General features: G+C 64.7%; 21 protein-coding genes. 15 read left to right on the forward strand and 6 right to left on the reverse strand.

The genetic code is table 11. The features are described 5' to 3' along the window. The first annotated feature begins 26 nt into the window (after positions 1–26). From KF708_12010 to KF708_12055, 10 genes are all read left to right on the forward strand, one after another. Positions 27–1,178, forward strand: a complete 1,152-nt coding sequence (locus KF708_12010) for an ABC transporter permease (protein ID MBX3413404.1) — start codon at positions 27–29, stop codon at positions 1,176–1,178. Then, the gene (locus tag KF708_12015) at positions 1,171–1,941 is read left to right on the forward strand and encodes an ABC transporter ATP-binding protein (protein ID MBX3413405.1); all 771 of its coding nucleotides are present in this window, start codon (positions 1,171–1,173) and stop codon (positions 1,939–1,941) included. The genes KF708_12010 and KF708_12015 overlap by 8 nt, the downstream gene beginning before the upstream one ends. Continuing rightward, positions 1,938–2,822, forward strand: a complete 885-nt coding sequence (locus KF708_12020; GenBank protein ID MBX3413406.1) for a hypothetical protein — start codon at positions 1,938–1,940, stop codon at positions 2,820–2,822. The genes KF708_12015 and KF708_12020 overlap by 4 nt, the downstream gene beginning before the upstream one ends. Before the next feature lie 418 nt (positions 2,823–3,240). Beyond that, positions 3,241–3,954 (forward strand): hypothetical protein, encoded by a 714-nt coding sequence (locus KF708_12025; protein ID MBX3413407.1) that lies wholly within the window; start codon positions 3,241–3,243, stop codon positions 3,952–3,954. 188 nt (positions 3,955–4,142) lie between these two features. Next, positions 4,143–5,954 (forward strand): hypothetical protein, encoded by a 1,812-nt coding sequence (locus KF708_12030; protein ID MBX3413408.1) that lies wholly within the window; start codon positions 4,143–4,145, stop codon positions 5,952–5,954. A gap of 280 nt (positions 5,955–6,234) precedes the next feature. After that, on the forward strand, positions 6,235–8,082 hold the full coding sequence (locus KF708_12035) for a DUF1559 domain-containing protein (GenBank protein MBX3413409.1): 1,848 nt from the start codon (positions 6,235–6,237) through the stop codon (positions 8,080–8,082). Positions 8,083–8,110: 28 nt separating this feature from the next. Then, positions 8,111–9,763: a DUF1553 domain-containing protein gene (locus KF708_12040; protein MBX3413410.1), complete on the forward strand. Its 1,653-nt coding sequence runs from the start codon at positions 8,111–8,113 to the stop codon at positions 9,761–9,763. Between the two features lie 32 nt (positions 9,764–9,795). Then, a complete protein-coding gene (locus KF708_12045; GenBank protein MBX3413411.1) occupies positions 9,796–11,172 on the forward strand; it encodes a DUF1501 domain-containing protein in 1,377 nt (458 codons plus the stop codon). After that, positions 11,169–12,923, forward strand: a complete 1,755-nt coding sequence (locus tag KF708_12050) for a hypothetical protein (GenBank protein ID MBX3413412.1) — start codon at positions 11,169–11,171, stop codon at positions 12,921–12,923. The genes KF708_12045 and KF708_12050 overlap by 4 nt, the downstream gene beginning before the upstream one ends. 159 nt (positions 12,924–13,082) lie before the next feature. Then, positions 13,083–14,645, forward strand: coding sequence for an AAA family ATPase (locus KF708_12055; protein ID MBX3413413.1), 1,563 nt, complete (start codon positions 13,083–13,085; stop codon positions 14,643–14,645). A 381-nt stretch (positions 14,646–15,026) separates the two neighbouring features. Here the strand turns inward: KF708_12055 and KF708_12060 are convergent, their stop codons facing one another. Together KF708_12060 and KF708_12065 are read right to left on the reverse strand one after the other, a co-directional pair. Then, positions 15,027–16,316 (reverse strand): MgtC/SapB family protein, encoded by a 1,290-nt coding sequence (locus KF708_12060; GenBank protein MBX3413414.1) that lies wholly within the window; start codon positions 16,314–16,316, stop codon positions 15,027–15,029. Between the two features lie 249 nt (positions 16,317–16,565). Continuing rightward, positions 16,566–17,690: a site-2 protease family protein gene (locus tag KF708_12065; GenBank protein MBX3413415.1), complete on the reverse strand. Its 1,125-nt coding sequence runs from the start codon at positions 17,688–17,690 to the stop codon at positions 16,566–16,568. A 195-nt stretch (positions 17,691–17,885) separates the two neighbouring features. Between KF708_12065 and KF708_12070 the strand changes: the two genes are divergently transcribed. Then, a complete protein-coding gene (locus KF708_12070; GenBank protein ID MBX3413416.1) occupies positions 17,886–18,401 on the forward strand; it encodes a gamma carbonic anhydrase family protein in 516 nt (171 codons plus the stop codon). A gap of 38 nt (positions 18,402–18,439) precedes the next feature. Here the strand turns inward: KF708_12070 and KF708_12075 are convergent, their stop codons facing one another. Further along, positions 18,440–19,003, reverse strand: coding sequence for a hypothetical protein (locus KF708_12075; protein MBX3413417.1), 564 nt, complete (start codon positions 19,001–19,003; stop codon positions 18,440–18,442). Positions 19,004–19,239: 236 nt separating this feature from the next. Here KF708_12075 and bioB point away from each other — a divergent pair, with 236 nt between their 5' ends. After that, a complete protein-coding gene (gene bioB / locus KF708_12080; GenBank protein MBX3413418.1) occupies positions 19,240–20,271 on the forward strand; it encodes a biotin synthase BioB in 1,032 nt (343 codons plus the stop codon). A gap of 58 nt (positions 20,272–20,329) precedes the next feature. Here the strand turns inward: bioB and KF708_12085 are convergent, their stop codons facing one another. The 3 genes from KF708_12085 to KF708_12095 all read right to left on the reverse strand — a co-directional run bounded on the left by KF708_12085 (position 20,330) and on the right by KF708_12095 (position 21,726). Beyond that, a complete protein-coding gene (locus KF708_12085; protein ID MBX3413419.1) occupies positions 20,330–20,650 on the reverse strand; it encodes a hypothetical protein in 321 nt (106 codons plus the stop codon). A 245-nt stretch (positions 20,651–20,895) separates the two neighbouring features. Continuing rightward, positions 20,896–21,306: a rhodanese gene (locus tag KF708_12090; protein MBX3413420.1), complete on the reverse strand. Its 411-nt coding sequence runs from the start codon at positions 21,304–21,306 to the stop codon at positions 20,896–20,898. A gap of 216 nt (positions 21,307–21,522) precedes the next feature. Next, on the reverse strand, positions 21,523–21,726 hold the full coding sequence (locus KF708_12095) for a hypothetical protein (GenBank protein ID MBX3413421.1): 204 nt from the start codon (positions 21,724–21,726) through the stop codon (positions 21,523–21,525). Between KF708_12095 and KF708_12100 the strand changes: the two genes are divergently transcribed. The 3 genes from KF708_12100 to KF708_12110 all read left to right on the forward strand — a co-directional run bounded on the left by KF708_12100 (position 21,725) and on the right by KF708_12110 (position 25,717). Continuing rightward, positions 21,725–22,060, forward strand: a complete 336-nt coding sequence (locus KF708_12100) for a hypothetical protein (GenBank protein MBX3413422.1) — start codon at positions 21,725–21,727, stop codon at positions 22,058–22,060. The two genes, KF708_12095 and KF708_12100, sit on opposite strands and share 2 nt — an antisense overlap. A 185-nt stretch (positions 22,061–22,245) precedes the next feature. Continuing rightward, a complete protein-coding gene (gene selA, locus KF708_12105) occupies positions 22,246–23,652 on the forward strand; it encodes an L-seryl-tRNA(Sec) selenium transferase (protein ID MBX3413423.1) in 1,407 nt (468 codons plus the stop codon). Positions 23,653–23,965: 313 nt separating this feature from the next. Further along, a complete protein-coding gene (locus KF708_12110) occupies positions 23,966–25,717 on the forward strand; it encodes a HAMP domain-containing protein (GenBank protein ID MBX3413424.1) in 1,752 nt (583 codons plus the stop codon).

The raw sequence follows: 25,717 nt of genomic DNA on the forward strand, positions 1-25,717 counted from the left end.
GCTCAACGAGCTCCGGATCCTCACCCATGTGGTTTGCCACCTTCATCTGTCACAATCTGCTGCGGCGATTCGCCCGGTCGCTGCTGACCATCGGCGGCGTGGCGGTCGCCATTGGCACGACCGTGGCACTGCTGGGCATCTCGCACGGCTTCGAACAGTCGACCGCAGATTCGTTCGGCGCGCGGGGCGTCGAGATCGTCGTCGTCCAGGCGGGGGTCCTCGATCAGCTCAATAGCGAGCTCGACATGAGCGTCGGCGAGCGCATTCGCCAGGTACCCGGCGTGAAAGACGCCGCGCCGGGGCTCGTCGAGCTGATCGACTATCCCCAGAACAAGAACGTCATCAGCGTGTTGCTGCAGGGCTGGGAACCAGACACCGTGCTGTTCGAAGGACTCGAGTTCGTAGCAGGGCGCCCCTACGAAGCGGGGGAATCTCACGTCGCCGTGCTGGGCAAGACGCTGGCCGATACGCTGGGCCTCCAGGTGGGCGAGAAAATCACCCTGCAGGGCGAGGCCTTCGATATCGTGGGCATCTACCGCAGCTTTAGCGTGTTCGAGAACGGCGGCGTGACGATCCCGCTGGCCGAAGCGCAACGGCTCATGGCCCGCGAAGGCGCCGTGACCGGCTACTCGGTCATCACCGATCTAACGCAGCGCGAGGACCATTCGGTCGATCGCTTGTGCGACGACATCAACGCGCTCAAGAATGCCGATGGCCAGCCGCTGGGGATCTCGGCCCTGCCGACGCGCGAATACGTCTCGAGCGCCATGCACATCCGCATGATCCACTCGATGGCCTGGATGACGTCGGTCATCGCCATCAGCGTCGGCACGATCGGCGTGCTGAACACGATGCTCATGTCGGTGGTCGAGCGCATCCGCGAGATCAGCATTCTCCGGGCCATCGGCTGGCGCAAGCTCCGCGTGGTGCAGATGATCGTCAGCGAATGCCTGATCCTCAGCCTGAGCGGCGCCGTGTTGGGCACGATCGGCGCTATCCTCGCGACGCGCTGGCTGGCGACCTTGCCCGCCGTGAGCGGTTTTATCGAGGGGCGCATCGCTCCCGTTGTCATGCTGCAGGGACTGGGCATGGCCACGCTCGTCGGCTTGGTGGGGGCCCTTTATCCGTCCATACGCGCCGCGCGGCTGCTTCCCACGGAAGGACTCGCCCATGACTGAACCGACGACCGCCACGCCGCCGCACGACTCGACTGCTAGCGCGCCGCGACCAGACGGACGCGCGCCCGGCCCGACGCCGCTCTTGCGCGCGGAACGCCTGTCGAAGGACTATCCCAACGGCAACGTCCATGCGCTGGCCGATGTGAACGTCTCTATCGCGGCGGGAGAATACGTGGCCATCATGGGTCCCAGCGGCAGCGGCAAGTCGACCCTGCTCAACCTGCTGGGGGCGCTCGACCGACCGACCTCGGGCGAGGTCTACTTCGACGACCAACCCTTGTCCACGTTGCGCCATCTCGACCGGTTTCGCTCGCGCGAGATCGGTTTCGTCTTTCAGAGCTTCTTTCTGCTCCCCACGCTCACATCGCTGCAGAACGTGCAGATCCCGATGTTCGAGGGGACGCTCTCGGCCCGGCAGCGCGAGCAGCGGGCCTTGGAGTTGCTCGAGCAGGTGAACATGGCGCATCGGGCAGGGCATCGACCGGCTCAGCTCTCCGTGGGCGAACGACAGCGCGTGGCCATCGCCCGCTCGCTGGCGAACGGTCCGCGGCTGCTCCTGGCGGACGAGCCGACCGGCAACCTCGATTCGCGCACCGGCGAGGAGATCTTGCAGCTCTTCGACCGCCTGCACCGCGAGGGCCGGATGACGCTGGTGGTGGTCACGCACAGCGACGAGGTGGCTGCTCGCGCCCAGCGCGTGCTGCGGATGCGCGACGGCCGCCTGGCCGAAGATCGCTTGAACCCCCAAGAACCCCGCTCATGATCTCTTCCCTGATTCTGGCCCTGGCCACCCTGACCACCGGGCAATCGCACGAGACCAACAATCCCCTCTATGCCCGGCTGCGGGACGAGGGGGTCCAGATCTCGCCCGGCAAGGCGATTTCGCTCACGCCCCCTCTGCTGTCCGCCGGCGCCGATGCCACCGCAGCGAAAGCGGCCATCGGCGAGCTCGTGAAGCCTTCCTATTCGTTTCAGCAGTTCTCTCGCAAGTCGGCGGTCGCGCCGCAGATCCTGCACGTCGAGCTTCTCGACGGCGAGGCCCCCGCGCGCCGCGTGGACGTCTACTTCATCGCCTACGGCAGCCTCGACGAGCTCGCCCAGGGGGACGTGCCGTCGCGACTCCTGCACGCGGAAGAACCAAACGAAGACGTCGGCGGCCAGGGGAGCGCGCTCGACGAAGCGGCCCTCGCGGCGCGCGGCATCGAGCTGCCGCCGAAGGACGAGCGGCGCGAAGAGTTCGCCCACGGCAGCTTCACCTTGCTCAAGAAGGTCGAGATCGAGGGCACCGTGCGCTCCGCTTGGAGCCGCGCGGGCAAATCGCTCGTCGCCGCGCTCGAGCTCGATCCCCGTTTTGCGCGCGACGCCGACTTTCCCAACCGCTGGCGAGCACTCGAGCGCGATGCCGCGGGGCGGCTCGAGCCCACGGGGGACTGGCAGCCCTACGGCGGCGTGGGGGGCTACGTGCAGCTTACCGAGCTGAGCGAACCACCCGGCGCGCTGCTGGCCGAGTGGCACCTGGTCTTCTCCGAACCGCACGGTTGGTTCGACGGCGCGAATCTGCTCGGTTCGAAGCTGCCGGCCATCGTGCAAGACCGCGTGCGGGCCACGCGGCGCGAGCTGGCCCAGACGCCAAGCGCTCGCTGATCGCGCGCCGTTTTCTATCGTGTACCACAATAGTAGATAATATCGCGCCGCGCGCCGGGGGGAGCGACGCCTGGCGGGAAACGAAGCGGCCGAGTGACGACACCTGTCGTCTCCAGGCTCTCCAGGCGCGGGAGGCCTTGTTTTCCAGGCTTTTTTACCGCTGGACACCCTCGACGTAAGTCCCCATTTGACTGTCGTAATGTGCTGCCAAATAGGCACTTGCGATGTTCACTTGTTTTACGGCCCGGGGGCTCCCTAGGATGGCATTGTCGGCTGGAAGGCCGGCAGCCCTTTGCTTTGGACACACGTATCCAGACGGAGCGCCTCCTCGGCCCGATCGGCCCTTCTCGAGGAGTGATTCGCTGGTCCGAAGCACGTACGCTTCCCCTTGTTCCCCCAGTTCCTGGTTCGCGCCTCGATGGCTCGCAACGCCAAAGTACGACTCGGCAGCCGCGTGGTCCACATGCGACAGATGAACGCCTCGGCGCGTTCAAAATCGCATGGACACGCCGTGCCGCGCAATAGTCGCGCTCGCGTCGGGCCCGCCGATGCGCGCTTGCCGTTCCTGCCTCCCGAAGATTGGCACGAACCGGCCGAGGAAAGCAATTCGTACAGCGTCATCGTCCAGAAACCGGGCGCCGGCTACCGCCATGTCGTCACGCGCGAGGAAGTGATCGCCCGGCTCGCCGAGCTGCCCAGCGAGTTGCTGCGTCCGCTGCAGTTTCTGCAACTGAGCCGCATGACGCGCAAGAAGCAAAGCTTTCCCTGCTATGGCATGCAGTGGGGCGCGACGATCTATCTCTATCCGATGGAAGAGAGCCTCACCGAAAACTACAACTGGCCCCCCAAGCCAAGCCAGGTGGTCGAGGCCGAGATGTACGGCGGACGCTGGGTCAACACCGGCGGTTCGGCCTGGAGTCTCCTCTGGACCGAAGAGGCGATCCGAGACTTCTACCTGAACAACATCTTGATCCACGAGCTCGGGCACCTGCTCGATCATCGCAATCGCGGTTACACGGACCGTGAGCGTTTCGCCGAGTGGTTCGCCGTGCGCTACGGCTACCAGTGGCCGGGCCGTCCTCGCGCCGACCGCCAGATCGTGCGCCGCCACCATGCGCCCCGCCTTCGCTGATCGGCCGGTTTCGGGCGTCTACCCCCTTTCTCTCGGCACGGATTGCGTGTTCCTCGCCGCGCTCGGCTATAATCGGCGTAAGATCGCAGCGGTCTGAGGGCGTTCTTGAATCGCGGTCCGCCGGGCCGCCTTCTCGCGCCTGTGGAACAGAGCCCCTCGATCGCAGCTAAACAGAGAAGGAAAGAGGCATGCGCTCCTGGCGGTATTTCCTGGCAGTTCTTGCGCTGGCGGGCGCGTGGTCCCTGATGACCGACACGGCCCGCGCGGCGGTCACGCCCGAGCAAAAGGCCGCGGCCAAAGAGATCCAGGACCTGCTGCGCGAGGCCAACCGCCAGATTCGCGTCAAAGACCTCGACGCTGCGACCAAGACCCTCTCCACGGCCCGCGACGAGCTCAAGAAACTCGCCGCCTCGGGGGACGAGCGCGAGACGCGCGGCCTGGCCGCTCCCCTTGAAAAGCGTCTCGCCGGCATGGAAAAGCTGCTCGGCGAGAAGCTCGGCCGCAGCGGCATGCCGGCCGGTCCCAGCTTCTCGAAAGAGGTTGCGCCCATCCTGCTCGCCCGCTGCGGGGCATGTCACGTGAGACGCACCCGCGGCGGACTGAGCATGTCGAGCTACGCGGCGATCGGACAGGGAGCCGATGGCTCACCCGTCGTTGTCGCGGGAGACAGCGAATCGAGCCGGCTCGTCGAATCGATTCGCTCGGGCGACATGCCGCGCGGCGGCGGTCGCGTCCCGTCCGAAGAGCTCGCCACGCTCGAAGCATGGATCAAGGGGGGAGCCCGTTTCGATGGCGACAATCCCAACACCCCGCTCGATCGGCTCGTGCCGGCGGGCTCGGCCATGCCAGCCATGACCGATGCCCTGATGGTGGCCCGGCCGAAAGGAAACGAAACGGTTCTTTTCTCGCGCGATATCGCGCCGGTGCTGGTGGCTCAATGCATCGGTTGCCACGGCGGCAACCAAGCCTCGGCGAATCTGAACCTCGACGACTTCAACAGCCTGTTGCGGGGGGGGAACACGGGGGCTCTGCTCGTACCGGGCAAAGCCGATGAAAGTCTGCTGATCCAGAAGCTGCGCGCCCCGGAGCGCGAACGCATGCCGCTCCGCCGCCCGGCCCTGCCCGAGGAGACCATTGCCAGGTTCGTCACCTGGATTAACGAAGGGGCCACCTTCGACGGTCTCGATCCACGTCGACCCACGGACGAAATCGCCGAGATCTATCGCACGAGCCAGATGTCGCACGAGGAACTCTCCGCCGAACGTGTCGATTACGCCAGGAAGAAATGGCACTTGGCCATTCCCGACGAAAAGCCGGCGCAGCACGAAACGCCGCAGTTTCTCTTCGTGGGGGATCGCCCCGCCGCCGAGTTAGCGCCACTGGCCGATCTGGCAGAGGCCTCAGCCACGCGATTCGCCAAGTACGTCAATCTGCCCACGGGCGAACCGTTGATTCGCGGACGGTTGACCTTTTTTGTTCTGGCGCGCCGTTTCGACTATGGAGAGTTTGCCCAGATGGTCGAGGGGCGCGAGGCCGAAGCGACGGAAGATGCCCACTGGCGCTACGACATCCTCGATGCCTATTCGTGTCTCGTGCTGCCGCGCGAGGCCGACCCGGCACGGGCGTCGGGGCTGCTCACGCGCGAGCTGATCGGCGCGTATCTCGAGCATTTGGCCGAGGTGCCCGCCTGGTTTGCGCGCGGTTCGGCCTTGGCATTGGCGGCGCAGCTCGAACCACGCGGCGCCGATCGGGCCGCCCTCGACGAGGCCGCCCGAGCCGCGCGCGCCAAACTGACCAATCCCCAGGCCTTCCTGACCGGCAATGTCGTGCCGGCCGAAGTCGATCCGCTCAGCTACGGCTTCGTGAAGTTTCTGTTGACCAGCCCCGAACGCTATCGGGCACTCCTCGCCTCGCTGCGCGGGGGACAGAAATTCGACGAGGCCCTCAAACAACATTACGGCCGCGATGCCGAGGCCTTAGTAAAACTCTGGCCACGCTAATTATTTCTCCGCGGTGCGGGACGCAGGCACCATGGCCGGCGTCCTCTCTGGGGAACAGAGAAACTCCACGCCGCGATGCTGCGCCCGTGCAGCGAGGACCATTCGCATTGTCGAGGATGCGGCAGCAAACCACGACAAGTTTTTCCGTGCAACGGTTTCTTTTGTTCCCTATGATGACGGTCGCTCGGCGAACAAGCCGTGGGGACGGTTGATAACGAGCACCTCGGGCGAATGGCCTGTAGCGGCCTTCGTCCTTTGGACCAGAGCGGGAGAGGCAGCGATGTCCAATCCGTGGGCCGAACAGCGCCGCAGCCCGCGCTGCTTTTTCTGCAGCTTGATCTTGCTGGCTGCCCTGGGGGGAATCGTTCGCGCCGCGGATCCGGCCGCACCCACCAAGTCGGACCCTTCGTCAGACTCGGCGGCGGCGTTGGGTCCGCTGGCCCTCGACGTTCAACCGGCCGACGCCGCGATGATGGTGGCGGTACGGCCACATCTGCTGCTCGGGCGCGAAGGCCTCAAAATTGCCGACGCCAATATCAATGCGCTGCGGACCGGTCTGACCAATCCGGTTTCGATCCGTCAGTTGGAACAAATCACGTTCGTCCGCTTGAAAGCCGATCCGCAACGTCCCGCGAGGGACGGCAACGGGACGAATCTGATCTTCGAGTTGAACGTCTTTCGCACGAAGTCTCCCATCGACTGGGAGCAGAAGCTCCAGAATTACCCGGTCAAGCTCGAGGAGCAGCGTTACGGCGAGACGGTGTTTTACGCGATCTCGGGAGAGCCCTCGCTCCGCTTCTGGCCGGTCGATGAACGGACGTACGTCGTGGCCGAGGACTACGATCTGAAACGGGCTATCGACGCGCATCGAAATCAAGAAGCGCCGCCGTGGAAAGAGACGATCCAGCAGGTGCCCGCGGCCGCGCTGGCCATCGCCGCCGATGCCGAGTACGTGCGCGGCGAATTCGAAAAAATCGCCGCCGGTCTGGGGGATCAACGGTTGATCGGCTCGCTGGCCAAGTCGCTGCTCGAGAAGGCCACGGCGATCTCGCTCATCGCCAGCGATCGCGAGCAATGCCGGCTCGACGCCGCGCTCGCCTTTGCCGACGAGAAAGCGGCCAAGAAAGGGACCGAGTCGATCAAGGCGCTCGTGGCCCTCGTCCGCTCGAATCGCAAGCAACTGCTCGATTCGCAGCTCCAGCGCGCCGCCGGAAGCGACGCCGCCAGCCGCGAACGATACGCCAGGCTCGCCGAAAAAATGTTCGAGTCGATTCGCATCGAGCAACAGGCCTCGCATGCCGCCGTCGGCGTGCAACTGGAAATGAAGATGGCCGCCGTCATGCCGATGGTGATCCAATCGGTGGGACAATTCGCCGGCATGGGCGGCGTGCCGGCCGAGGCCCTGTTCGCCGAGTCCCCCGATCCTGCCTTGCGCGAGCTGCCCGCGGGCGTGCTGAATTCCCCCGCGCTCGTCGAGCGCCGCGCGCGATCGGTGAAGCCCCTGCAGCGCGTGGGGATCGCCATGCACCAGCATCATTCCGCTCGGGGCTTCTTCCCCCCCCAGGCGATCTGCGACGAGCAGGGCACCCCGCTTTTGAGCTGGCGCGTGGCATTGTTGCCTTACCTGGGCGAGGAAGAAAAGGCGCTTTACGGCGAGTTTCACCTCGACGAGCCTTGGGACAGCGAGCATAACCGGACGCTGCTCGCCAGGATGCCCAAGGTTTACGCCGGACCGGCGCCAGACGTCGTCGGCGCATCTTCGACCGAAGCGGCCCTCTATGCGGTGGTCGGTCCGCATACGATGTTTCCCGAGTTCGGCGGCACCAAGATCTCGCAGGTCAAGGATGGAACGAACAACACGATTCTCCTCGTGGAATCGATGCGGCATGTGCCCTGGACCAGGCCCGAGGACATCCCGCTCCGCGAAGATGGCCACCCCCGCGATCCGCTGGGGGGATGGCATGCCCTGGGCTTTCACGTCTTGATGGCAGACGGATCGATTCTCTTCCTGGAAGAAAAGGTCGTGCGCGACGAGTTGCCTCGCATGCTGCGCATTGATGACGTCGCCGTGCAAACCGCCGAAGAAGACCCGGCGGAACCGGCCACCGAGGAAGCGGCGGACCAGTAGTGAGGCACCGAATTCGAGGAGGCTTCCCATGCGGAGCCGTATGGCATCGATCGTGCTCGTAGCGGTAATGCTGGAAGTCTGCGGCTTCTCAGCGTCCGTCTGGGGCGCCGACCGCCCGCCGTCGAGCGATTGGAACGAGATTCGCATTCTAGCTGGCCGCATCGATGCGGAACTCGACCGGCATTTGGCCGAAGCGGAAGTTCCCCCGGGCGAGTTTGCCACCGACGCGGAGTTTTTACGCCGGGTGTACCTCGATCTCGCCGGGCGCATTCCTCCCGTCTCGACCGCGCGCGAGTTTTTGTCGAACCCGTTCTATAGCAGCCGCGAGCAACTGGTCGACCGAGTGCTGACGGAACCCGCCCACGCGACGAATCTCGCTCGCGTCTGGCGACGGTTGCTGCTGCCCGAGATGGACGCGAACCAGCAGTTGCGTTTCATGGCCCCCAGCCTCGAGAGCTGGCTGCGACAGCAGTTCCTGGCCGAAATGCCCTACGACGAGCTCGTGCGAGCATTGATCTCGTACGAACTGCCCGGCGCCGACGGCAATCGCGGCGATTTTGATTTCTACGAAGTCTCTCCCCTGGCGTTCTACATCGCCAAGGACGCCAAGCCCGAGAACCTGGCCGCCAGCGCCGCGCGTCTTTTCCTGGGGGTGCAGATCGAGTGCGCCCAGTGCCACGACCATCCCTTCGACAACTGGAAGCGCGAGCAGTTCTGGTCGCTGGCCGGCTTCTTCTCGGGGGTCAAGAAACAACAGCCCGACCAGCCCTTCTCGGTCATCGTCGAGGAGCCGGACCGGCACGAGATCACCATCGTCGGAACGGAGACGGTCGTGCCGGCGTTGTTTCTCGACGGCAAATCGCCCGAATGGGCAGAAAAGGAATCGTCGCGGACGACGTTGGCCAAATGGGTCACCTCGCGCGAGAATCCCTACTTTGCCAAGGCCACGATGAATCGTCTCTGGGCCCACTTCTTCGGCCATGGCCTGGTCGATCCGGTGGATGACTTTTCGGCCGACAATCCACCCAGCCATCCCGAGTTACTCGAGCTGCTCGCGCGCGAGTTCGTCGCGCACGACTTCAACCTGTCGTACATGATGCGGGCCCTGGTCTCGACGCGCGCCTATCAGCGTTCGAGTCTGGTGAGCGACGAGCGACAGGCCGATCCCCGCCTGTTCGCGGTGATGCCGGTGCGGGCCCTCGACGCCGAACGGTTGCTGGCCAGCTTCGACGAGGCCGTGCTATACCACAATCCCAACGTGCAGTCGCCGTTCGTAACCGATGTTTCGCGGATGACCTTTCTCGATACGTTCACACGCGGCAGCGACGATCTGACCGAGGCCCAGACCTCGATCATTCAGGCGCTGACGCTGATGAACGGCGAATTGGTCGCCGGCGCCACGCAGACCGGCAAGAACGCCGTCTACACGGGTGACCGGCCGCGGAGCATGCAGGGGGCCACGACCCGGCTCATGACCTCCGTGCTCGCCTTTCCCGGACTGACGACGCGCGATCGGCTCGAGCTGCTCTACCTCGCCACGGTCACGCGTCCTCCGCGCGCCGACGAGTTGGAGCGTTACACCACCTACATCGATTCGGCTGACAAGCAGCAGCGCGACGCGCGCCTGAGCGACGTGCTGTGGGCATTGTTGAACAGCAGCGAGTTCCTCACCAATCACTAGATCGCGCGTCTTTCATCGCAAGGAGCAGAACGATGCCAGGTAAACTTTCGCGCGGACAGGCCCTCGCCGGGCAGCTTTCGCGCCGCGATCTGTTGCGCATGGCGGCCGCCGGTGCCGTGGGCGCCACCGCGGCTCCCTGGTTCGGTTCGCTGGCGGCGCGGGGCGCGGAGGATCCGGCCCGCCATCGCTCGTGCATCTTGCTCTGGATGTCGGGGGGCCCCAGTCAGACCGACACCTTCGATCTGAAGACCGGCCACAAGAATGGCGGACCCTTCCAGGGGATCGATACCGCCGTGCCGGGCATTCGCGTCAGCGAACACCTGCCCAAGATCGCCCGGCAGGCGAAGGAACTCGCCATTATCCGTTCGATGAACACGAAAGAAGGGGACCACACCCGGGCCACCTTCCAGATGCACACGGGCTATCTTCCCGGCGGCCCCGTCCTCTACCCGTCACTTGGCTGCCTGCTGGGCAAAGAGATGGGGCTCGAAGATTCCGAACTGCCCAACTGCGTCTCGGTGGGCATGAATCCCTTCATCAGTCCGGGGGCCTTCTCGCCGGGGTTCCTTGGCCCGCAGCACGCGCCGCTGGTCGTCGGCAATCCGTACGGCGTGGCGGTCGCGCGTCCCAACGACGATGCCGTGGATCAGGCCCTGCGCGTGCCGAACCTGAGCCTCGCCGGCGGCGTCACCCGTTCCCAGGCCGACCAGCGCCTGGCCATGCTACACGACATGGAGAGCTCGTTCGCGTCGCGCCGGCCGGGGCTCGTCACTGCCGGTCACCGCGCGGCGTACGAGCGGGCCGATCGCCTGATGCGCTCCGCCGCGATCAAGGCCTTCGACCTGCAGGACGAAGCCGCTACGCTGCGCGACGCCTACGGCCGCAACCCGTTCGGGCAAGGCTGCCTGCTGGCGCGGCGTCTCGTCGAACGGGGCGTACCCTTTGTCGAGGTCTCGCTCAACGGCCTGCCCGACCAACAGGTCTTCGGCTGGGACACCCACCAGAACAATTTCGACTCGGTGGCCAGGCTCTCCGAACTGCTCGACGCCGGTTGGGCCACGCTCGTCGAGGATCTCAAGCTGCGCGGCCTGCTCGATTCGACCCTCATCGTGTGGATGGGGGAGTTCGGCCGCACGCCCACGATCAACTCCAGCAACGGACGCGATCACTTTCCCAACGCCTGGAGCGCCGTGCTCGCCGGTGGCGGCGTCGCGGGAGGACAGGTGATCGGTCGGACGAGCGACGACGGGCAAGAAGTCGTGGATCGACCGGTCGCCGTGGTCGACTTGCTCGCCACGATCGTGATGGCCCTGGGGCTCGATCCCCTGAAGCAGAACATGTCGAACGTTGGCCGGCCGATTCGCCTGGCCGATCCCGAGGCGAAACCCTTGCGGGAGTGCCTGGCATGAGTCGCCCCCTCCACTTCGAGCAATGCGGCGTGGCGGCCGCGCTCGCCGCCGCGCTGCTGTTGTTCTCGAGCATCGCCGCCGTGGCAGACGACGCGAGCGAGCCGGCAACGCCCGCGGTGGCGCAGACCGACGACATTCAGGACGTGCTCTTCCTGGTGCCCGATGGCGCGCACCTCATCCGGCTCCACATCCGCCGCGGCGACCTGAGCTACCAGGCCCGCTGGGGCGACTACCTGGTGGGCCTCTTCGAACGGCTCGATCAGGATCGTAGCGGCGACCTCGACGATCGGGAGCTCGCGCGCGGGCCCTGGGCACAACTCGCCTCGGCGCGGCAACAGGTCGAGCGGCAAATCGTGTCGCAACCGTTCGGGCTGCTCGACTTCGACACCGAGGTGGAAGACGATCGTGTCTCGTTCAGCGAGTTCATCGGCTTTCTGGGGCCGTTTTGTGCCGCCGTGCAATTCACCGCCACCCCGGTGGGGAACAATCCTTACGGTGGCAATGCCGTGGCCAGTCCCACGCCCTGGTCGGGCATTGGAGAACGGCTCGACGTGAACCAGGACGAGCGTCTCACGCTCGACGAAGTGGCCGATCCGCTCCGGCACCTGCGCAAGCTCGACGCCAACGACGACGAGATGTTCAACGTGATGGAGTTGAACCCCGACGTCAGTCCGATCTCGTTCAATCGGCGAATTGTCCGGCCGGCCGGCGCGGCACAAGCCCCCGATCGCCCGGCGGCGCTCGGTCGCTTGCCTGAGGAGTCGCCGCGCGGTTTCATCCAGCGTTTGATCAAGACCTTCGACAACGGTCCCACTGGCGACGGCGGTGATGGCATGCTAAGCGCCCTGGAATGGCCAGTCCCGGAGGAACACTTTGCCAGCGTCGACACGAACGGCAACGCCCAACTCGACGAAGAGGAGTTGCTCGCCTGGTACGCACAGCTCCAGCCGGAGGTCGAGGCGATCGTGCGCTGCGAGGCGAAGAAATCGGATACGCCCACGGTCGAGCTCTGCACGCCCCACGGCATGGCCTCGCCCGCGGCTGGCGCCTCGGCCACGGTGACCGCGACGAAAGGGCAGCTCACGGTGCGCTGGACGACGAGCGAAGTCGAAATCCGCGCCAGCGAAAAAGACTCCAGGCAAGACCAGTCGCAGGCGCGCAAGCAGATCTTCCAGCAGGCCGACGGCGATAACAACGGCTATCTCGACGAAGCGGAAAGTCGCAATTACCTGGGAACGAACGCCTTCAGCCAGGTGGATACCGACAACAACAAGATGATCTTCGAAGAGGAATGGCTGGCCTACTTCCAGGCAATTGAAGAAACCAACGCCAGCCGCAGCGAAGTCCGCATTGGCGACAACGGCAGCAGCCTGTTTCAACTGCTCGACGCCAACGGCGACGGACGTCTCAGCGTGCGCGAGCTGCGCCAGTTGAAAGCGATGCTCGAACAGTGGGATCGGGATCGCGATGGCTCGATTCAGCGCGAGGACATGCCGCGCCGCTACCGCCTCGAGGTCGGCGGCGCTTCCGATTCGGACAACCAGTTGAACGGTTTCCTCGTGTTCTCGGCGGTCCCCTCGATGGTCACCGCTTCTCCCACGCTGGGACCGGCATGGTTCCAGGCCATGGATCGCAACTCGGACGGCGATATTTCGCGCCGCGAGTTCCTCGGCGAGCGCGCGGCGTTCGACCGGCTCGATACCGATGGCGACGGCTTGATCAGCGTCGACGAAGCGGCTAAAGCCAAGTAGTCGACCATCGCAACCGCGGCCGACGGTGGCGTCACGTGCCACATGAGTGCGAGTGTGGGATCCGAAGAGGAATGCCGCACCAAGGAACGCCCTCATTCCGCACGCGCCATGCGGTCTCCCTTGCCGCCACGCACGCGATACGTCATGGTGGCGGTTGACATGAACCACGACGCCACGCCCACGCTTGTCGAGCAACTGAGCCGGCCCGAGGCCTACGCCGAACATCCGCGCGAGATCGTCCTGCACGAGACGCACATCTCCTGGGTCTTCGTCACCGAGCAGTTCGCGTACAAGCTGAAAAAGCCGGTCCGCTTCGACTTCCTCGATTACAGCACGGCCGAGAAGCGTCGCGCGGCCTGCGAGGCCGAGTTGCGTTTGAATCGCCGCCTGGCCCGGGATGTCTATCTCGACGTGCTCCCCATCACGCGCGATGACGTGGGCAGCCTGCACGTCGCCGGAGTTGGCCCCACGGTCGACTGGGCCGTGCGCATGCGGCGGCTGGCCGATGAAGAGCGGCTCGATTGCCTGATCCGCGACGGGCACGTCTCCGAGGCCGACCTCGAACGGGTGGCGGCACGCCTGGCCACCTTTTACCGGCAAGCGCCCGGGCTGGCCGTCGATGCGGGCGAGTACCGCGCGGCGATCGAGTCTCACGTGCGCGCCAATCGTCGCGAGCTGGCGCGCGAGGAGCGAGGCCTGCCGCAGGATCTCGTCGAACGCGTCCACCAGGCGCAGCTTCGCTGTCTGGCGCTCGCGCCGGCGCTGCTCGAGCGGCGCGTACGCGAGGGGCGCATCATCGACGGACACGGCGATCTCCGACCCGAGCACATCTACCTGCTCGAGCCTCCCGTGGCGATCGATTGCATCGAGTTCAACGACGAATTTCGCCGGCTCGACGCGGCCGACGAGTTAGCGTTTCTGGCGATGGAGTGCGACCGGCTGGGCGCGTCGTCGCTGGGCGCGCGGTTGTTCGATTCGTGCTGCCGGGCGACCGGAGACGAGCCTCCGGCGCGGCTCGTGACGTTCTTCAAGAGCTATCGCGCCGCCGTGCGGGCCAAGGTCCACGCCTTGCGAGCCGATCAGGCGCAGGGAAGCGAGCGCGAGCGGGCCCTGCAGGAGGCCATCTCTTATCTCGAGCTTGCCGACAGTTATCGCGACCGCTCCGAGCGCCCCCTGTTGCTCGTGGTCGGTGGACTGATGGGCACAGGCAAATCGACGCTCGCCGAGGCGCTCGCCCGGCAGTTTGGCACCGCGGTCTTCAGCACCGATGCGATCCGCCACGAGCTCTTCGGCCAGAGCCAGCATCCGGCCGGTTTTGGCGAGGGCCATTACACGCCCGAGGCGCGCATGCGCGTCTATCGCGAGCTCATCGCGCGGGCGAGAGCTTCTCTCGACCGCGGCCTGTCGCTCGTCCTCGACGGCACCTTCCTGGGCGGAGAGGCCATCGAGCAGGTGGAACAGCTCGCCGAGCAGGGCAGGGGAGCGATCTTCCGCGTGCGGGCAACTTGTCCGCGCGAGATCGCCCTCGAGCGTATCCGCGCGCGTGCGGCGGCCGGTGGAAGTCTCTCGGAAGCGCGGCCCGAATTATTCGCCCAACAGCAGGCCGCGGCGGCAGCCTCGGGAACATCGCACGTTGACCTCGAAGTCGACACGACCGATGATCTCGCGCTGCAAGTTCGACGAGTATGCACTACCCTCGCCGAGCGTTATCGCGTCGAGTAAACGTGGACGCGCGGAAAAGAAGACTTCAAGGGAAAGGTTCGTCACCTCGGACGAGTCGCGCGCAAAGAAATAGCCGGCGTTGCCACCGGCCTCAGGCCACGAGCCCCGACGGCGTGTGAGTCGGGTTTTCCCCGGATGCAGGATGCGGGCGATGGCTGGGCCATGCTCGCCACGTATCTCCGAAGCTCACCCTCGGCGTGCGGGGCTCTCTTCCGTTGAGTCCAGGCTACAGAATGGACACCTCCTCTGGGAACGTGGCCTGTCTTTCCTCCCTGCCTCCTTGCCACCTCCTGCCCTCCATCTGTTTTACGCACGGCGGGGTCAAAAAGTTCTTCGATGACCTTCCCTCAAACGGCGCACCACCCACAGGTTGCACGCTGTTTAGAGCAGCCAGATCAAGAGGATGCCTCCCAGCGTGGGCAGCGCCAGCAACGTCAACAACAGTCGTAGCAGATGCGTTCCACCCAGCACCCCCGCGATGGCCGTTTTGAACGCCAGGTTCGACAGGATCGCCACGACGATCAAGCGCCACCCAGCCTGCGGATCGAGTCGCGCATCGGCCACCAGCCGCGCCGTCGAAAGCGTGATCGCATCCATGTCGGTCAGACCCGAGATGATCGCCACCACATACATGCCCTGATTGCCGACATACTCCTTCGTGGCGGCCATTGCAAACAGCACGCCCGCGTAGGCGCCGGCGAACAAGAGGGCCGAGCGCAGCTCGGTGGGGTTCTCCTGCTCGGGCAGGGGCGCCGCTTCGTGCGCCGCCCGGCGTGCCAGCCACGCCACCGGCAAGAGCGTCAGCACGAGCATGGTCGTCACGGCGGGCAGCACCACGATGACGAAGTCGCGTGCTACGACCGCCACCTCGATCAACACACGTGCATAAACCACCGAAGAAGCGAGCAGGATGACGAGCGTCGAGAGGGCGGCGGCGGCCATGGTGCTGTTATCGCGGCGGGCGTAACTGACCGTGGTGGCCGTGCTCGAGATGGCGCCCCCCAGCAGTCCGCTCAATAAGATGCCCGCGTTGCGTCCGAAAAACTTGTAGATGATGTAGCCCGCCAGGCTGATGCCGACGATCAACACAACCATCAACCAGATCTCGAACGGATTCAGCACGTCGAAGGGGCCATACGCGCGATTGGGCAGCACCGGCAGAATCACGCACGAGATCAGCACGAAACGCATGATCGCGTCGAGCTCGGTATCGCCGAGCTTCGCCGCCAGGCCGTGCAGCTCGGGCTTGAACTGCAAGAGCACCGCCACGCCGGCCCCCACGGCCACGGCGATCACCCAGGGACCCACGGGCAGAAAGGCGCCCACGGCAAACATGAGCAGCACGGCGATCTCGGTGGTCGTTCCCTGCCCCGCACGCTTGCCGCTGTGGCGCAGTCCGACGTTGCCGATCGCGACCACCGCCACCACCCCCAGCAGGCTGGCAGCCACGATCCAACCGCCAAAGCGCATGGCCAGCAGCGACGACATCGTGCCGAACACGGTAATGAGCGGGAACGTGCGCAGCCCGGCGAGACTCCGTTCGGAGCGTTCGCGCTGCAGACCGACGAGCAGTCCCAGCGAAAGGGCCAGCAGCAGGGGCTGCACGAGCTCTGCCGGCGTTCCCCAGGGCTGAATGCTCCAGGCTTGGGCCGATTCGAGCGGATTGTTCATAGAGGGCTCGCGCGCGGGCGCGCCGGTGCCGGACGAAGAAATCGACACCCTTCCAGCATAGTTCGCGGCCGTCGCGGAGGGGGGCGTCTGGCCCCTATCAGGCTGCTGAAAAAGTCAGCAGCCTGATAGGATCGCATGGATGCGATCACAAAATAGCGACGGAAGTCGTTATTTTGCGAGCGGTGCGGAGTTCAACTCCGCACTTCGCGAGGCTGAAAAAGGCCACGACGGACCTTTTTCAGCAGCATGCTAGAACATGCGATCCGGCGAGGGCTGGCTGCTGGTCTGGCGCTGCGTCTGCCGGGCGGCGTTAATCATCAGCAGCTCGCCCACGTTTTCGAGCGTCACCAGCCCCACGAGTTGCCCCTGCCGCACGACGGGCAGGGTCCGGCAGCCCTGTTCCTGCATGCGGTCGAACGTGGCCTGCAGCATCTCGTTGTCTTCTACCGTACGGCAGTCTTTGTGCATCACTGCCGAGATCGGCGTCTCGTGCGGCCGCTCGGAGAGGGCCTTGACCAGGGTTGTGCGATCGAGGAGCCCGACGACGCGACCTTGCTCCAGCACGGGAAAGTCCTGCTGCGAGCCCGCCAGCAGTTCTTCGGCCGCCCGCGAGAGTGGCTCCGCCGCGTCGAGCGCCTTGAAGCGGGTCATCATCGCGGCACGAACCGGCACGCCGGAAATCACGGAGCGCATCTGCACCATGTGCGATTCGCCCTGCGCGCCCATGTACACGAACAAAGCGATAAAGATCAGCATGAACTGACCGGTAAACAGCCCGACCATGCCGAACAGGATGGCCACGACCTGCCCCACGCTGGCCGCCGTCTGAGTCGCTTTCACGTAGTCGCCCGTCGTCTTGGCCAGCAGGGCGCGGAGCACGCGACCGCCATCCATCGGAAAGGCCGGGATCAGATTGAAGAGCACGAGGAACAGGTTCACCAACAGCAACTGCCCGAGGAATGGACCGCCAATGAATTCAAAGTCCCAGACCATCGACAGCGAACCCGTCACCAGCAGCACGATCGCCAGCACCATGGCAATAGCCACGTTCACCGCCGGCCCCGCGATGGCGACCAGAAACTCTTGCCAGGGATCCTCCGGCATGCGTTCGAGCCGCGCCACGCCGCCAATCGGCAGGAGCGTAATGTCGCGCGTGTTGATGCCGAAGCGACGCGCCGTCAGGGCGTGCCCCAACTCGTGCAGCACGATGCAGCCGAAGATCGCCGCCACCAGCGCCATCGACTTGAGCGCGCCTTGTAGCGTGCCCCCGGCGGAATACTCGCTCATCAAGATGAACGGAATCAGAATCAGGAACGTCACGTGGATGAAGATGCCAATCCCAGCGACGGTTCCAACTCTCCACGACCAACTCATACGATGTTCTCCCTCTGGGCTGCTGGCAGTCTTGTGCATTGGCGGCCAAAGTCAAGCCTACGGCGTGCCAGAATGCCGAGACGAGGGCGGTTGCCCAAGCAGGCCGGACCAGTAGAATCGGGCTGTTTCCCCAGCCCAGCGCGGTGAGCTGATGCTGGGCGCCGGTACTTTTTCCAGGAGCAGGCAACCGTTCCGATGAGCCATCCCGCCACTTTTCGTGCCGAACAAGTCCACCCCACCGCCTTCATCGCGCGCGGCGCCGTAGTGGTGGGAGACGTCACGCTCGCGGAAGAATCGAGCGTCTGGTTCAACGCGGTGCTGCGTGGCGACTGCGCTCCGATCCGCGTCGGGGCACGCTCGAATATCCAGGACGGCTGCATCCTGCACGCTGATCCCGGCTTTCCCTGCACGCTGGGCGAAGGGGTCACCGTCGGACACGGCGCCGTCGTCCACGGCGCCACGGTGGGCGATAATGTGGTCGTGGGCATGAAGGCCGTCGTGCAGAACGGCGCCAAGATCGGCGCGAATTCGATCGTCGGCGTCGGGGCGGTCGTTACCGAGGGGGTCGAAATCCCACCCGGCTCGCTCGTGCTCGGAGTGCCCGGCAAGTGGAAACGCGAACTGACCGAGCCGGAGATCGAAATGAATCGCCTGGCTGCCGCCCACTACGTGGAAAACTCGAAGGAATTCGCCGCGGCACAGGGTGAGTAAGTTTCGCGATCGACGGCCTCGCGCCATCGACAAGTTGCTTAGCCCCGTTTTCGCGTCGAGCAAGCGTCTGCCACGGCGCAGCCCGTGCTGCACGAACCGCAGCCGGCGCCTTCTTCGGTGCCGCAGCCCGGTCCGCAGCCGGCTGTCACCGTCTCGGCAAACTGGCGGAACTGCACCTTCGATTCGTACGCCTCGGCCAACTCTTCCATCAGCGAGTCGAGCTCGGGCACCTGCGGCCCCAGGAAGTGGAACACCAGGGTCGATCCGTCGAACAGTTGCTCGACGTCGACCAGCGCGATCGGCAGCTTCAACTCCTCGATTCTCCGCACGCAGGCGTGCAGAGCAGCCGCGCGGTGGCGCGAAAGCCGGGCAAGGAGTAACTCATCCTCGACCGTCAGACGCCGCAGGATCGTGCCGTCCGATTCTTCGCCCAGCGCTTCGGTACGAGCGCCAGGGGGGAGCAACACGTCCCCCACTTCCAGCCCCCGCTCGGTACGTACGACAACACGCGTGCCGCGCTCGTAATGGCGGGCATCGGACGAACCAAATCGCCCGATTTGGCCGTTGGCGCCGACACGTACCAGATGCAGACGGCCCATCATGGTCTCCCAAGGTCGCAGGCCAGGAACCTCTGACCATACGATCACTACGGCTATTCTGCCCCATAAGCCGCAGAGTGCCAAGTTCACGGGGCAGGCCCACGAAGCCGCAAGGCCCCTCAAACCGTATTTCCACCTTGCGACAAGACGTGCTGTAGCGATACTTAGGACGTTTCGGCCCAACCATCGATCGCCGCCTGGTTGAGGGGCCACAGAAAGCCATCCGCGAGACGCGACACATGATCGACTGCATCGCACGACCGAACGTCGCCCCTTCCGCCGGCACCGTCTGGCACGATCTGGCTACCCGCATTCTCGACGGGCACCGCCTTACCGAGGAGCAGGCCCTCTCGATCCTCGATGCGCCAGATGCCGAGTTGCTCGACTTGCTCTCGGCGGCCTACCGTGTGCGGCACCGCTACTTCGGCAATCGCGTGCAGCTCTACTTCCTGGTCAACGCCAAGAGCGGGCTCTGCCCGGAGGATTGTGGCTACTGTTCGCAGTCGAAGGTCTCCGATGCTGAAATCCCCAAGTATCGCCTGCTGAGTGCCGAAAAGCTGCTCGACGGTGCCCGCATTGCCGCCGAGCGTCAGGCCAAGACCTACTGCATCGTGATCTCCGGCCGGAGCCCCAGCGAGGCCGAGATGCGGGCCATCACCACGGTGGTGCCGCGCATCAAGGAAGCGCACGACCTGAAGATCTGCGCCTGCCTGGGTCTGCTGAGCGACGCACAGGCCGCCGAGTTGAAGGCCTGCGGCGTCGATCGCGTGAACCACAATCTGAACACCGGCGAGGCCCATTACGCCGACATCTGCTCGACGCACACCTATCAGGATCGCCTCGAGACGCTCCGCGCCGTGCGACGCGCCGGTCTCGAGCTCTGCTCGGGGGGTATCCTGGGCATGGGCGAAGATCGCCGCGACGTGGTCCAGATGGCCTTCGAGCTGCGCGACTTGCAGACCGAATCGATTCCGGTCAACTTTCTCAATCCGATCGACGGCACGCCGTTGCAAGGCCTGAGCAATCTGAATCCCCGCTACTGCCTGAAGACGCTGTGCATGTTCCGCCTAGCGAACCCGACGAGCGAAATCCGCATCGCCGGCGGCCGCGAGATGCATCTTAGCAGCCTGCAGCCGATGGGCCTCTACCCGGCAAATTCACTCTTCGTCGGCGATTATCTCACCACCAAGGGGCAGATCCCCGAGGCCGACTACCGCATGATCGAAGACCTGGGCTTCGAAGTCACGCGAGACGAAGTGGCTAGTGGCTAGTGGCTAGTGGCTAGTGAGCCGTGGACATCAAAACTTCCGACCACTGACCACTGACCACTCAGTTGGTCGAGAAGCGCGGGGTGCGGCGGGGGGGCTTCTTGGTCACTTCGGTCTGTTCGACTTCGAGTCGAGCCCAGACGCAGGGCTGGCCGTCATCTTGCTGCTGCACGTCGAAATGTCGCGTGCGCACCAGTCCCACGATTTTCTCCCGCCGACCCGAGACGAACGACACGATCTGACAACTCATCGTGTCACCGACGGCAGGCACGGGACGACCGCGATAGTCGAAGAAAACGGCCTGGCCGATGTATTGGCCGGTCGGATCGAGAATCTCGACCAATAGCCCCGCGGTCATCGCCTCCTTGAGGTGCGTCTCCATACGCGCGAACTCCTTCCTGTGGATTGGCGTGCGAATGCCTTTCAAACGCGACGCGCGACGTGCCGGCTCGTGGAGAAACGATTGGGCAGCATTCCGTGAACGCCCATCGTCTCGTGGCTCGTTTCGCTCGGCGTCTGTTCAACACCATCCTTTGCGAACGTGGCGAGCATAGCCGCGCCGGCGGCGTCCTGTAAAGCAGTTTTCGCCGCCAACTCGAGGCGCGACCTGTAACATGCCACGGGGCATCAATATCGGGGCACCGAGCGGTCGATCTCGACCGACCACTGATCGATGCCCCCCGCCATGCTCTGTGCCTGGGCGAACCCTTGCTGCCGCAACCACGCCGCGACGCGCAAGCTGCGACCACCATGATGACAATGCACGACGAGCGGCCGCGCGCGGTATTCGTCCAGTTCGCCCACGCGCTGCTGCAATTCGCTCATCGGAATCAGCCGCGCGGCGGCGATATGGGCGGTGGCGTATTCGTCCGCTTCGCGGCAATCGAGCAGCAGCAGGTCGTTCCCCGCGTCGAGCTGCGCTTTCACCGCGGCGATGTCAATTTCCATCGGTAGATCGTTCAAAGTTGGCTTCTCCTCGCGATTCGCGGCGCGCGACGCGCCGGTGGCAGATCGTCCACACAACCAGCTCGCCCACATTGTAGGGCCTGCTGCGAGGGACCGAAACCAGCCTCGGCACTTCCGCGCGATGCTGGCACGGCAGGATCCTCTGGGGGCAAGGCGTTAAGCATGCTAGCAGCGCAGCCCCCAGCAAGAACGGGAACGTAGCGAAGAAAGATTTATTGACACGCGGCGGCGAGATTGATACCGTCCGCCCCCTCATTTCACCTTGTGTCTCGTGTCGCGCGGAACTCATCAACGGAACGCGCGATGCACGTTCGTTTGCTGCTCTTCGTACGTTCGCTCGCTACGTTCCCGCTCGCGTCCGCGCGGCTCGCCGCGCGCGGGGTCGAGCAGTCCGTTTCGATTCACGTAGAATTTGCGCTTTTTTTCGTACGCCCATCCGGCATGGATGTCGTGTGGGCAGCCTGCAACGAAGTTGAATTGGGAGATTCGCATGCTCGTATTGCACCGTTTGTGGAAGGAAGAGGCGGGCGCCATCGTCTCTTCGGAACTGGTACTGATCGCCACGCTGCTGGTGATCGGCGTCGTCACCGGCTTGAGCTCGGTGCGCACCGCCGTCGTGACCGAACTCGGCGACGTGGCCGACGCCATCGGCACGATCAACCAGAGCTTCAGCTTTGGCGGCACCACGGGCCATCACTCGGCCACCTCGGCGAGCGCCTTCACCGACACCCCCGACGCTTGCGACGCCGTCGGACAAAACTGCACGCAGACGGGCAACACCAGCCACTGTCTGCAGGTCTGCACCACGCCGCACACGCCTGGTTAGGCCGTACCGAATCTTGTTCGTTCCTACTCTCCGGACCGAAGTGCCGGTGCGTCTCCAGCGCACGGGCACTTCGGTTTTTTGTGTTGTTGCGCGGCCGTCCACAGGCTGCCTCGCCTGCCGGTAGACGGTATGATGGTGAACACGAGAAGTATCCCCCTGCCTCGTCTGCACGCTCGAGTGTCGTCATGCCCACCAATGTGCTGCGTAACCTGCCCAGTGTCAGCGAGTTGCTCGAAAGCCCCCCGCTCAAGGGACTCGTCGACAAGGTCAGCCATAACGTCGTCGTCTCGCGCGTGCGAACCGTGCTCGACGACCTGCGTCACGAAGTACAGCAGGCGGCCGCCGATCGCACGCTGCCCACCGTCAGCGAACTGGCCGAGAAGATCGCGCGCCGCATCCAACAAGACGAAACATCCAGCCTGCGGCCGGTGATCAACGCCACGGGCATCCTGCTGCACACGGATCTCGGCCACGCCCCCTTGGCCGACGAAGCCATCGACGAGATGGCCGCCGCCTCGAGCGAGTACGCCAGCCTCGAGCTCGATCTGCGCTCGGGACAACGCTCGCAGCGCATCGTCGCGGTCGAAGGGCTGCTGCGCGATCTGACCGGCGCCGAGGCCGCGCTCGTCGTCAACAACAACGCCGGAGCGACCATGCTCGCCCTGGCGGCGCTCGCCACCGGGCGAGAGGTGATCGTCTCGCGCGGACAACTGATCGAGGTCGACGACAGCTATCGTCTGCCCGACGTCATGTCCGCCAGTGGCGCCACGCTGCGCGAGGTAGGCGCCACCAACAAGACTCACCTCGACGATTATCGCACCGCCATCCACGAGCGCACGGCCGCGATCATGCTCGTCCACACGAGCAATTTCGTCGTCGGGTCCACGGCCTCTCCGTCGCTCGCCGAGTTGGTGCGTTTGGGGCACGAACATCGCCTGCCAGTGATTCACGATATCGGCTTGGGGGCCATGCTCGACTTCGCGCGGTTCGGCCTGCCGGGCGAGCCCGTCGCCGTCGACAGCATCCGCGCGGGCGCGGACGTCGTGCTCTTCAGCGGCGACAAGCTGCTCGGCGGCCCGCAATGCGGTATCCTCGTCGGACGACGCACGCACCTCGAGCGCATCGCCAGGCATCCCCTGGCACGTGGCTTGCGAGTGGACAAGCTCACGCTCGCCGCGCTCGCTGCCACGCTGCGTCTCTACCGCCAATCCGAGTTGGCGCTGGCCCGCATCCCACTCCTGCAACTGCTGGGCACATCGCTCGAGAATCTCAAGCAACGCGCGGCCAGACTCGCACTGCAAATGGCAGCCTCGAGTGCCATCGCCACGGCCGAACCGATCGAAGAGGTTACCCATCTCGGCGGCGATTCGATTCTCACCCAACAGATCGGCACGTGGTGCGTCGCCTTGACTCCAGCGGACGGGAGCGTTGATCGCCTGGCCGCTGCCCTGCGACAGGGAAATCCGCCGGTCGTGGGACGCGTGCGGCAAGATCGTCTGCTGCTGGATCTGCGCAGCGTGCCACCGCGACATGATCTGGCCCTGGTGGCCGCGGTTGCGGCGCTCGGCGAGCCATTGACGCCTGCGGCGTGAGTGGTCAGGGGTCAGTGGGCAGGGGCAAGCAAGATGCGTATTCGGGAAGAAGTGGTACAGGCTCACTTTCGCTCGCTCAAGCTGTTGTAGTTCGCGTGCCTAGGTCACAACCGCAGCGTGAGGGAGTACTGTGCTCGACGCTTTTTCCAAGAATCTCCTCGCGGACGCCTCGGGTTAGGATTCGATTAGCCATTGACGCCTGCGGCGTGAGCGGGCAGGGGCCCCCTACAGCGGCGGAGCGATTTGGCCTTGGCCCGCGTATTCCCAGGCTTCTAGAATAGTAGCAGGCGCTGTCCGACCCCAAGGCCACCGCATGTCGTATCGTTCTTTCAAACGCGTCCTCGGCGAAACCAGCCTCGAGCGCAAGTGTCGTTTTCTGTTCGGCGCTTGCCTGCTGCTGCTCATCACAGGCAGCTTCTGGTGGTATGGGCAGCAAACCGAGAAGCTCGTCTATCGCCAGAATCAGACGCGCGGCCGGTTGCTCGTCGATACCATCATGACCCTCAAGCACTGGGAGGGGACGAACACCCAGGACGAAAAGGATTTCGCGCAGGGACTGAGCGAGACGCTGCAGAATCAGCAATACGGCTGGACCACGATTCGGCCCGACAGTTCCGAAGCGGCCCATCAGCCGAAGAGCGCCGATGAAGACGCGATCCTGGCCTACTTTCTAAAGACGCGACCGGCCGAGCCACCAGCAACCACCGACCCGACCTCGGCACTTGCGGCCGAAGATGCCGATCCCCATGTCGAGTTCGTCGAGCGTTACGACCCGACTGGCGAAAAATATCTCTACTACCAGGCCGTCCGCGCCAAATCGTCGTGCATCACTTGCCATGCGGCGTTGAGTGGCAATCTTTCGCTCAGTGAAGGAGACCTGCTCTCGGTCGTCAAGGTCGAGATTCCCGAGAAGTCGACCCGCGCCGAGTTGAATCGCAACCGCGCGATCCTGCTCGCCACGGCCATCGTCACGGTTTTCCTGGCGATGATCGCGGCCTACGTCATCGTCCGCTATGTGATCGTCAAGCCGCTCAAGCATCTGCGCGATGTCAGCGACGCCATCAGCCACGGCGACCTGCAATCGCGCGCCGAGATTCACACGGGCGACGAATTCGAGGAACTGGGCGTGGCGTTCAATCGCATGCTGCGCCACCTGGTCGATGCGCAAGGCGAGTTGCGGCAGGTCAACGCCGACCTCGACAACAAGGTCGACGAGCTGGCGCAGGTGAACATGCAGCTCTTCGAGATGAACCGCCTGAAGAGCGACTTCCTGGCCACCATGAGCCACGAGCTGCGCACGCCGCTCAATAGCATCATCGGCTTCAGCGACGTGCTCGGGTCGATCAGCTCGCTCGACGACAAGCAGAAGCGCTATGTGCAGAACATTCAGAAGTCGGGCAAGATGCTCTTGGACATGATTAACGACATTCTCGACCTGGCCAAGATCGAGAGTGGCAAGATGGAGCTCCGCCTGGCCGACTTCCGTATCGAGCATGTGATCGCCGCCCAGTGCGACATGGCGCGGCCACTGACCGAAAAGAAAAACATCGATCTCGAGACGCAGATCGCCGCCGGATTGCCGCCGCTCCACCAGGACCAGGGCAAGGTGCAGCAGGTGCTGAACAATCTGCTCTCGAACGCTATCAAGTTCACGCCCGAGGGGGGGCGCATCGTCGTCTCCGCGCGTCGCGATAGCGCCGGCCAGCTCGAGCTCGTGGTGGCCGACACCGGCGTCGGCATCGCCGAAAGCGATCAGGTCCACATCTTCGAAAAATTCCGCCAGGGGATGACGGTCATTCCCAGCGGCGATGCCATGACCCGCGAATACTCCGGCACGGGACTGGGGTTGTCAATCGTCAAGGAACTGTGTCGCCTGCTCGGCGGTCGCGTCTCGCTGCACAGCGAGCTCGGCAAGGGGAGTACCTTTACGATCGCAATTCCCTGGTCGCTCGCGGAGAAGGGTCGTGGCGAATCGGCCTTCGCCGAATCGGTCGACGAGCTCACGCGCCCGCGCCGCAGCGACTTCGAACACGCGCGAATCGTAGTGCCGCAGTCGGTGGATTGA

The organism is Pirellulales bacterium, from assembly GCA_019636335.1.
GTDB lineage: Bacteria > Planctomycetota > Planctomycetia > Pirellulales > JAEUIK01 > JAHBXR01.

Excerpts from the sequence above, each read along its gene's own strand:
- KF708_12010 (MBX3413404.1), top strand. The coding sequence starts at position 27 with ATGTGGTTTGCCACCTTCATCTGTCACAATCTGCTGCGGCGATTCGCC.
- KF708_12015 (MBX3413405.1), top strand. The coding sequence starts at position 1,171 with ATGACTGAACCGACGACCGCCACGCCGCCGCACGACTCGACTGCTAGC.
- KF708_12020 (MBX3413406.1), top strand. The coding sequence starts at position 1,938 with ATGATCTCTTCCCTGATTCTGGCCCTGGCCACCCTGACCACCGGGCAA.
- KF708_12025 (MBX3413407.1), top strand. The coding sequence starts at position 3,241 with ATGGCTCGCAACGCCAAAGTACGACTCGGCAGCCGCGTGGTCCACATG.
- KF708_12030 (MBX3413408.1), top strand. The coding sequence starts at position 4,143 with ATGCGCTCCTGGCGGTATTTCCTGGCAGTTCTTGCGCTGGCGGGCGCG.
- KF708_12035 (MBX3413409.1), top strand. The coding sequence starts at position 6,235 with ATGTCCAATCCGTGGGCCGAACAGCGCCGCAGCCCGCGCTGCTTTTTC.
- KF708_12040 (MBX3413410.1), top strand. The coding sequence starts at position 8,111 with ATGCGGAGCCGTATGGCATCGATCGTGCTCGTAGCGGTAATGCTGGAA.
- KF708_12045 (MBX3413411.1), top strand. The coding sequence starts at position 9,796 with ATGCCAGGTAAACTTTCGCGCGGACAGGCCCTCGCCGGGCAGCTTTCG.
- KF708_12050 (MBX3413412.1), top strand. The coding sequence starts at position 11,169 with ATGAGTCGCCCCCTCCACTTCGAGCAATGCGGCGTGGCGGCCGCGCTC.
- KF708_12055 (MBX3413413.1), top strand. The coding sequence starts at position 13,083 with ATGAACCACGACGCCACGCCCACGCTTGTCGAGCAACTGAGCCGGCCC.
- KF708_12060 (MBX3413414.1), bottom strand. The coding sequence starts at position 16,316 with ATGAACAATCCGCTCGAATCGGCCCAAGCCTGGAGCATTCAGCCCTGG.
- KF708_12065 (MBX3413415.1), bottom strand. The coding sequence starts at position 17,690 with ATGAGTTGGTCGTGGAGAGTTGGAACCGTCGCTGGGATTGGCATCTTC.
- KF708_12070 (MBX3413416.1), top strand. The coding sequence starts at position 17,886 with ATGAGCCATCCCGCCACTTTTCGTGCCGAACAAGTCCACCCCACCGCC.
- KF708_12075 (MBX3413417.1), bottom strand. The coding sequence starts at position 19,003 with ATGATGGGCCGTCTGCATCTGGTACGTGTCGGCGCCAACGGCCAAATC.
- bioB (MBX3413418.1), top strand. The coding sequence starts at position 19,240 with ATGATCGACTGCATCGCACGACCGAACGTCGCCCCTTCCGCCGGCACC.
- KF708_12085 (MBX3413419.1), bottom strand. The coding sequence starts at position 20,650 with ATGGAGACGCACCTCAAGGAGGCGATGACCGCGGGGCTATTGGTCGAG.
- KF708_12090 (MBX3413420.1), bottom strand. The coding sequence starts at position 21,306 with ATGTGGGCGAGCTGGTTGTGTGGACGATCTGCCACCGGCGCGTCGCGC.
- KF708_12100 (MBX3413422.1), top strand. The coding sequence starts at position 21,725 with ATGCTCGTATTGCACCGTTTGTGGAAGGAAGAGGCGGGCGCCATCGTC.
- KF708_12095 (MBX3413421.1), bottom strand. The coding sequence starts at position 21,726 with ATGCGAATCTCCCAATTCAACTTCGTTGCAGGCTGCCCACACGACATC.
- selA (MBX3413423.1), top strand. The coding sequence starts at position 22,246 with ATGCCCACCAATGTGCTGCGTAACCTGCCCAGTGTCAGCGAGTTGCTC.
- KF708_12110 (MBX3413424.1), top strand. The coding sequence starts at position 23,966 with ATGTCGTATCGTTCTTTCAAACGCGTCCTCGGCGAAACCAGCCTCGAG.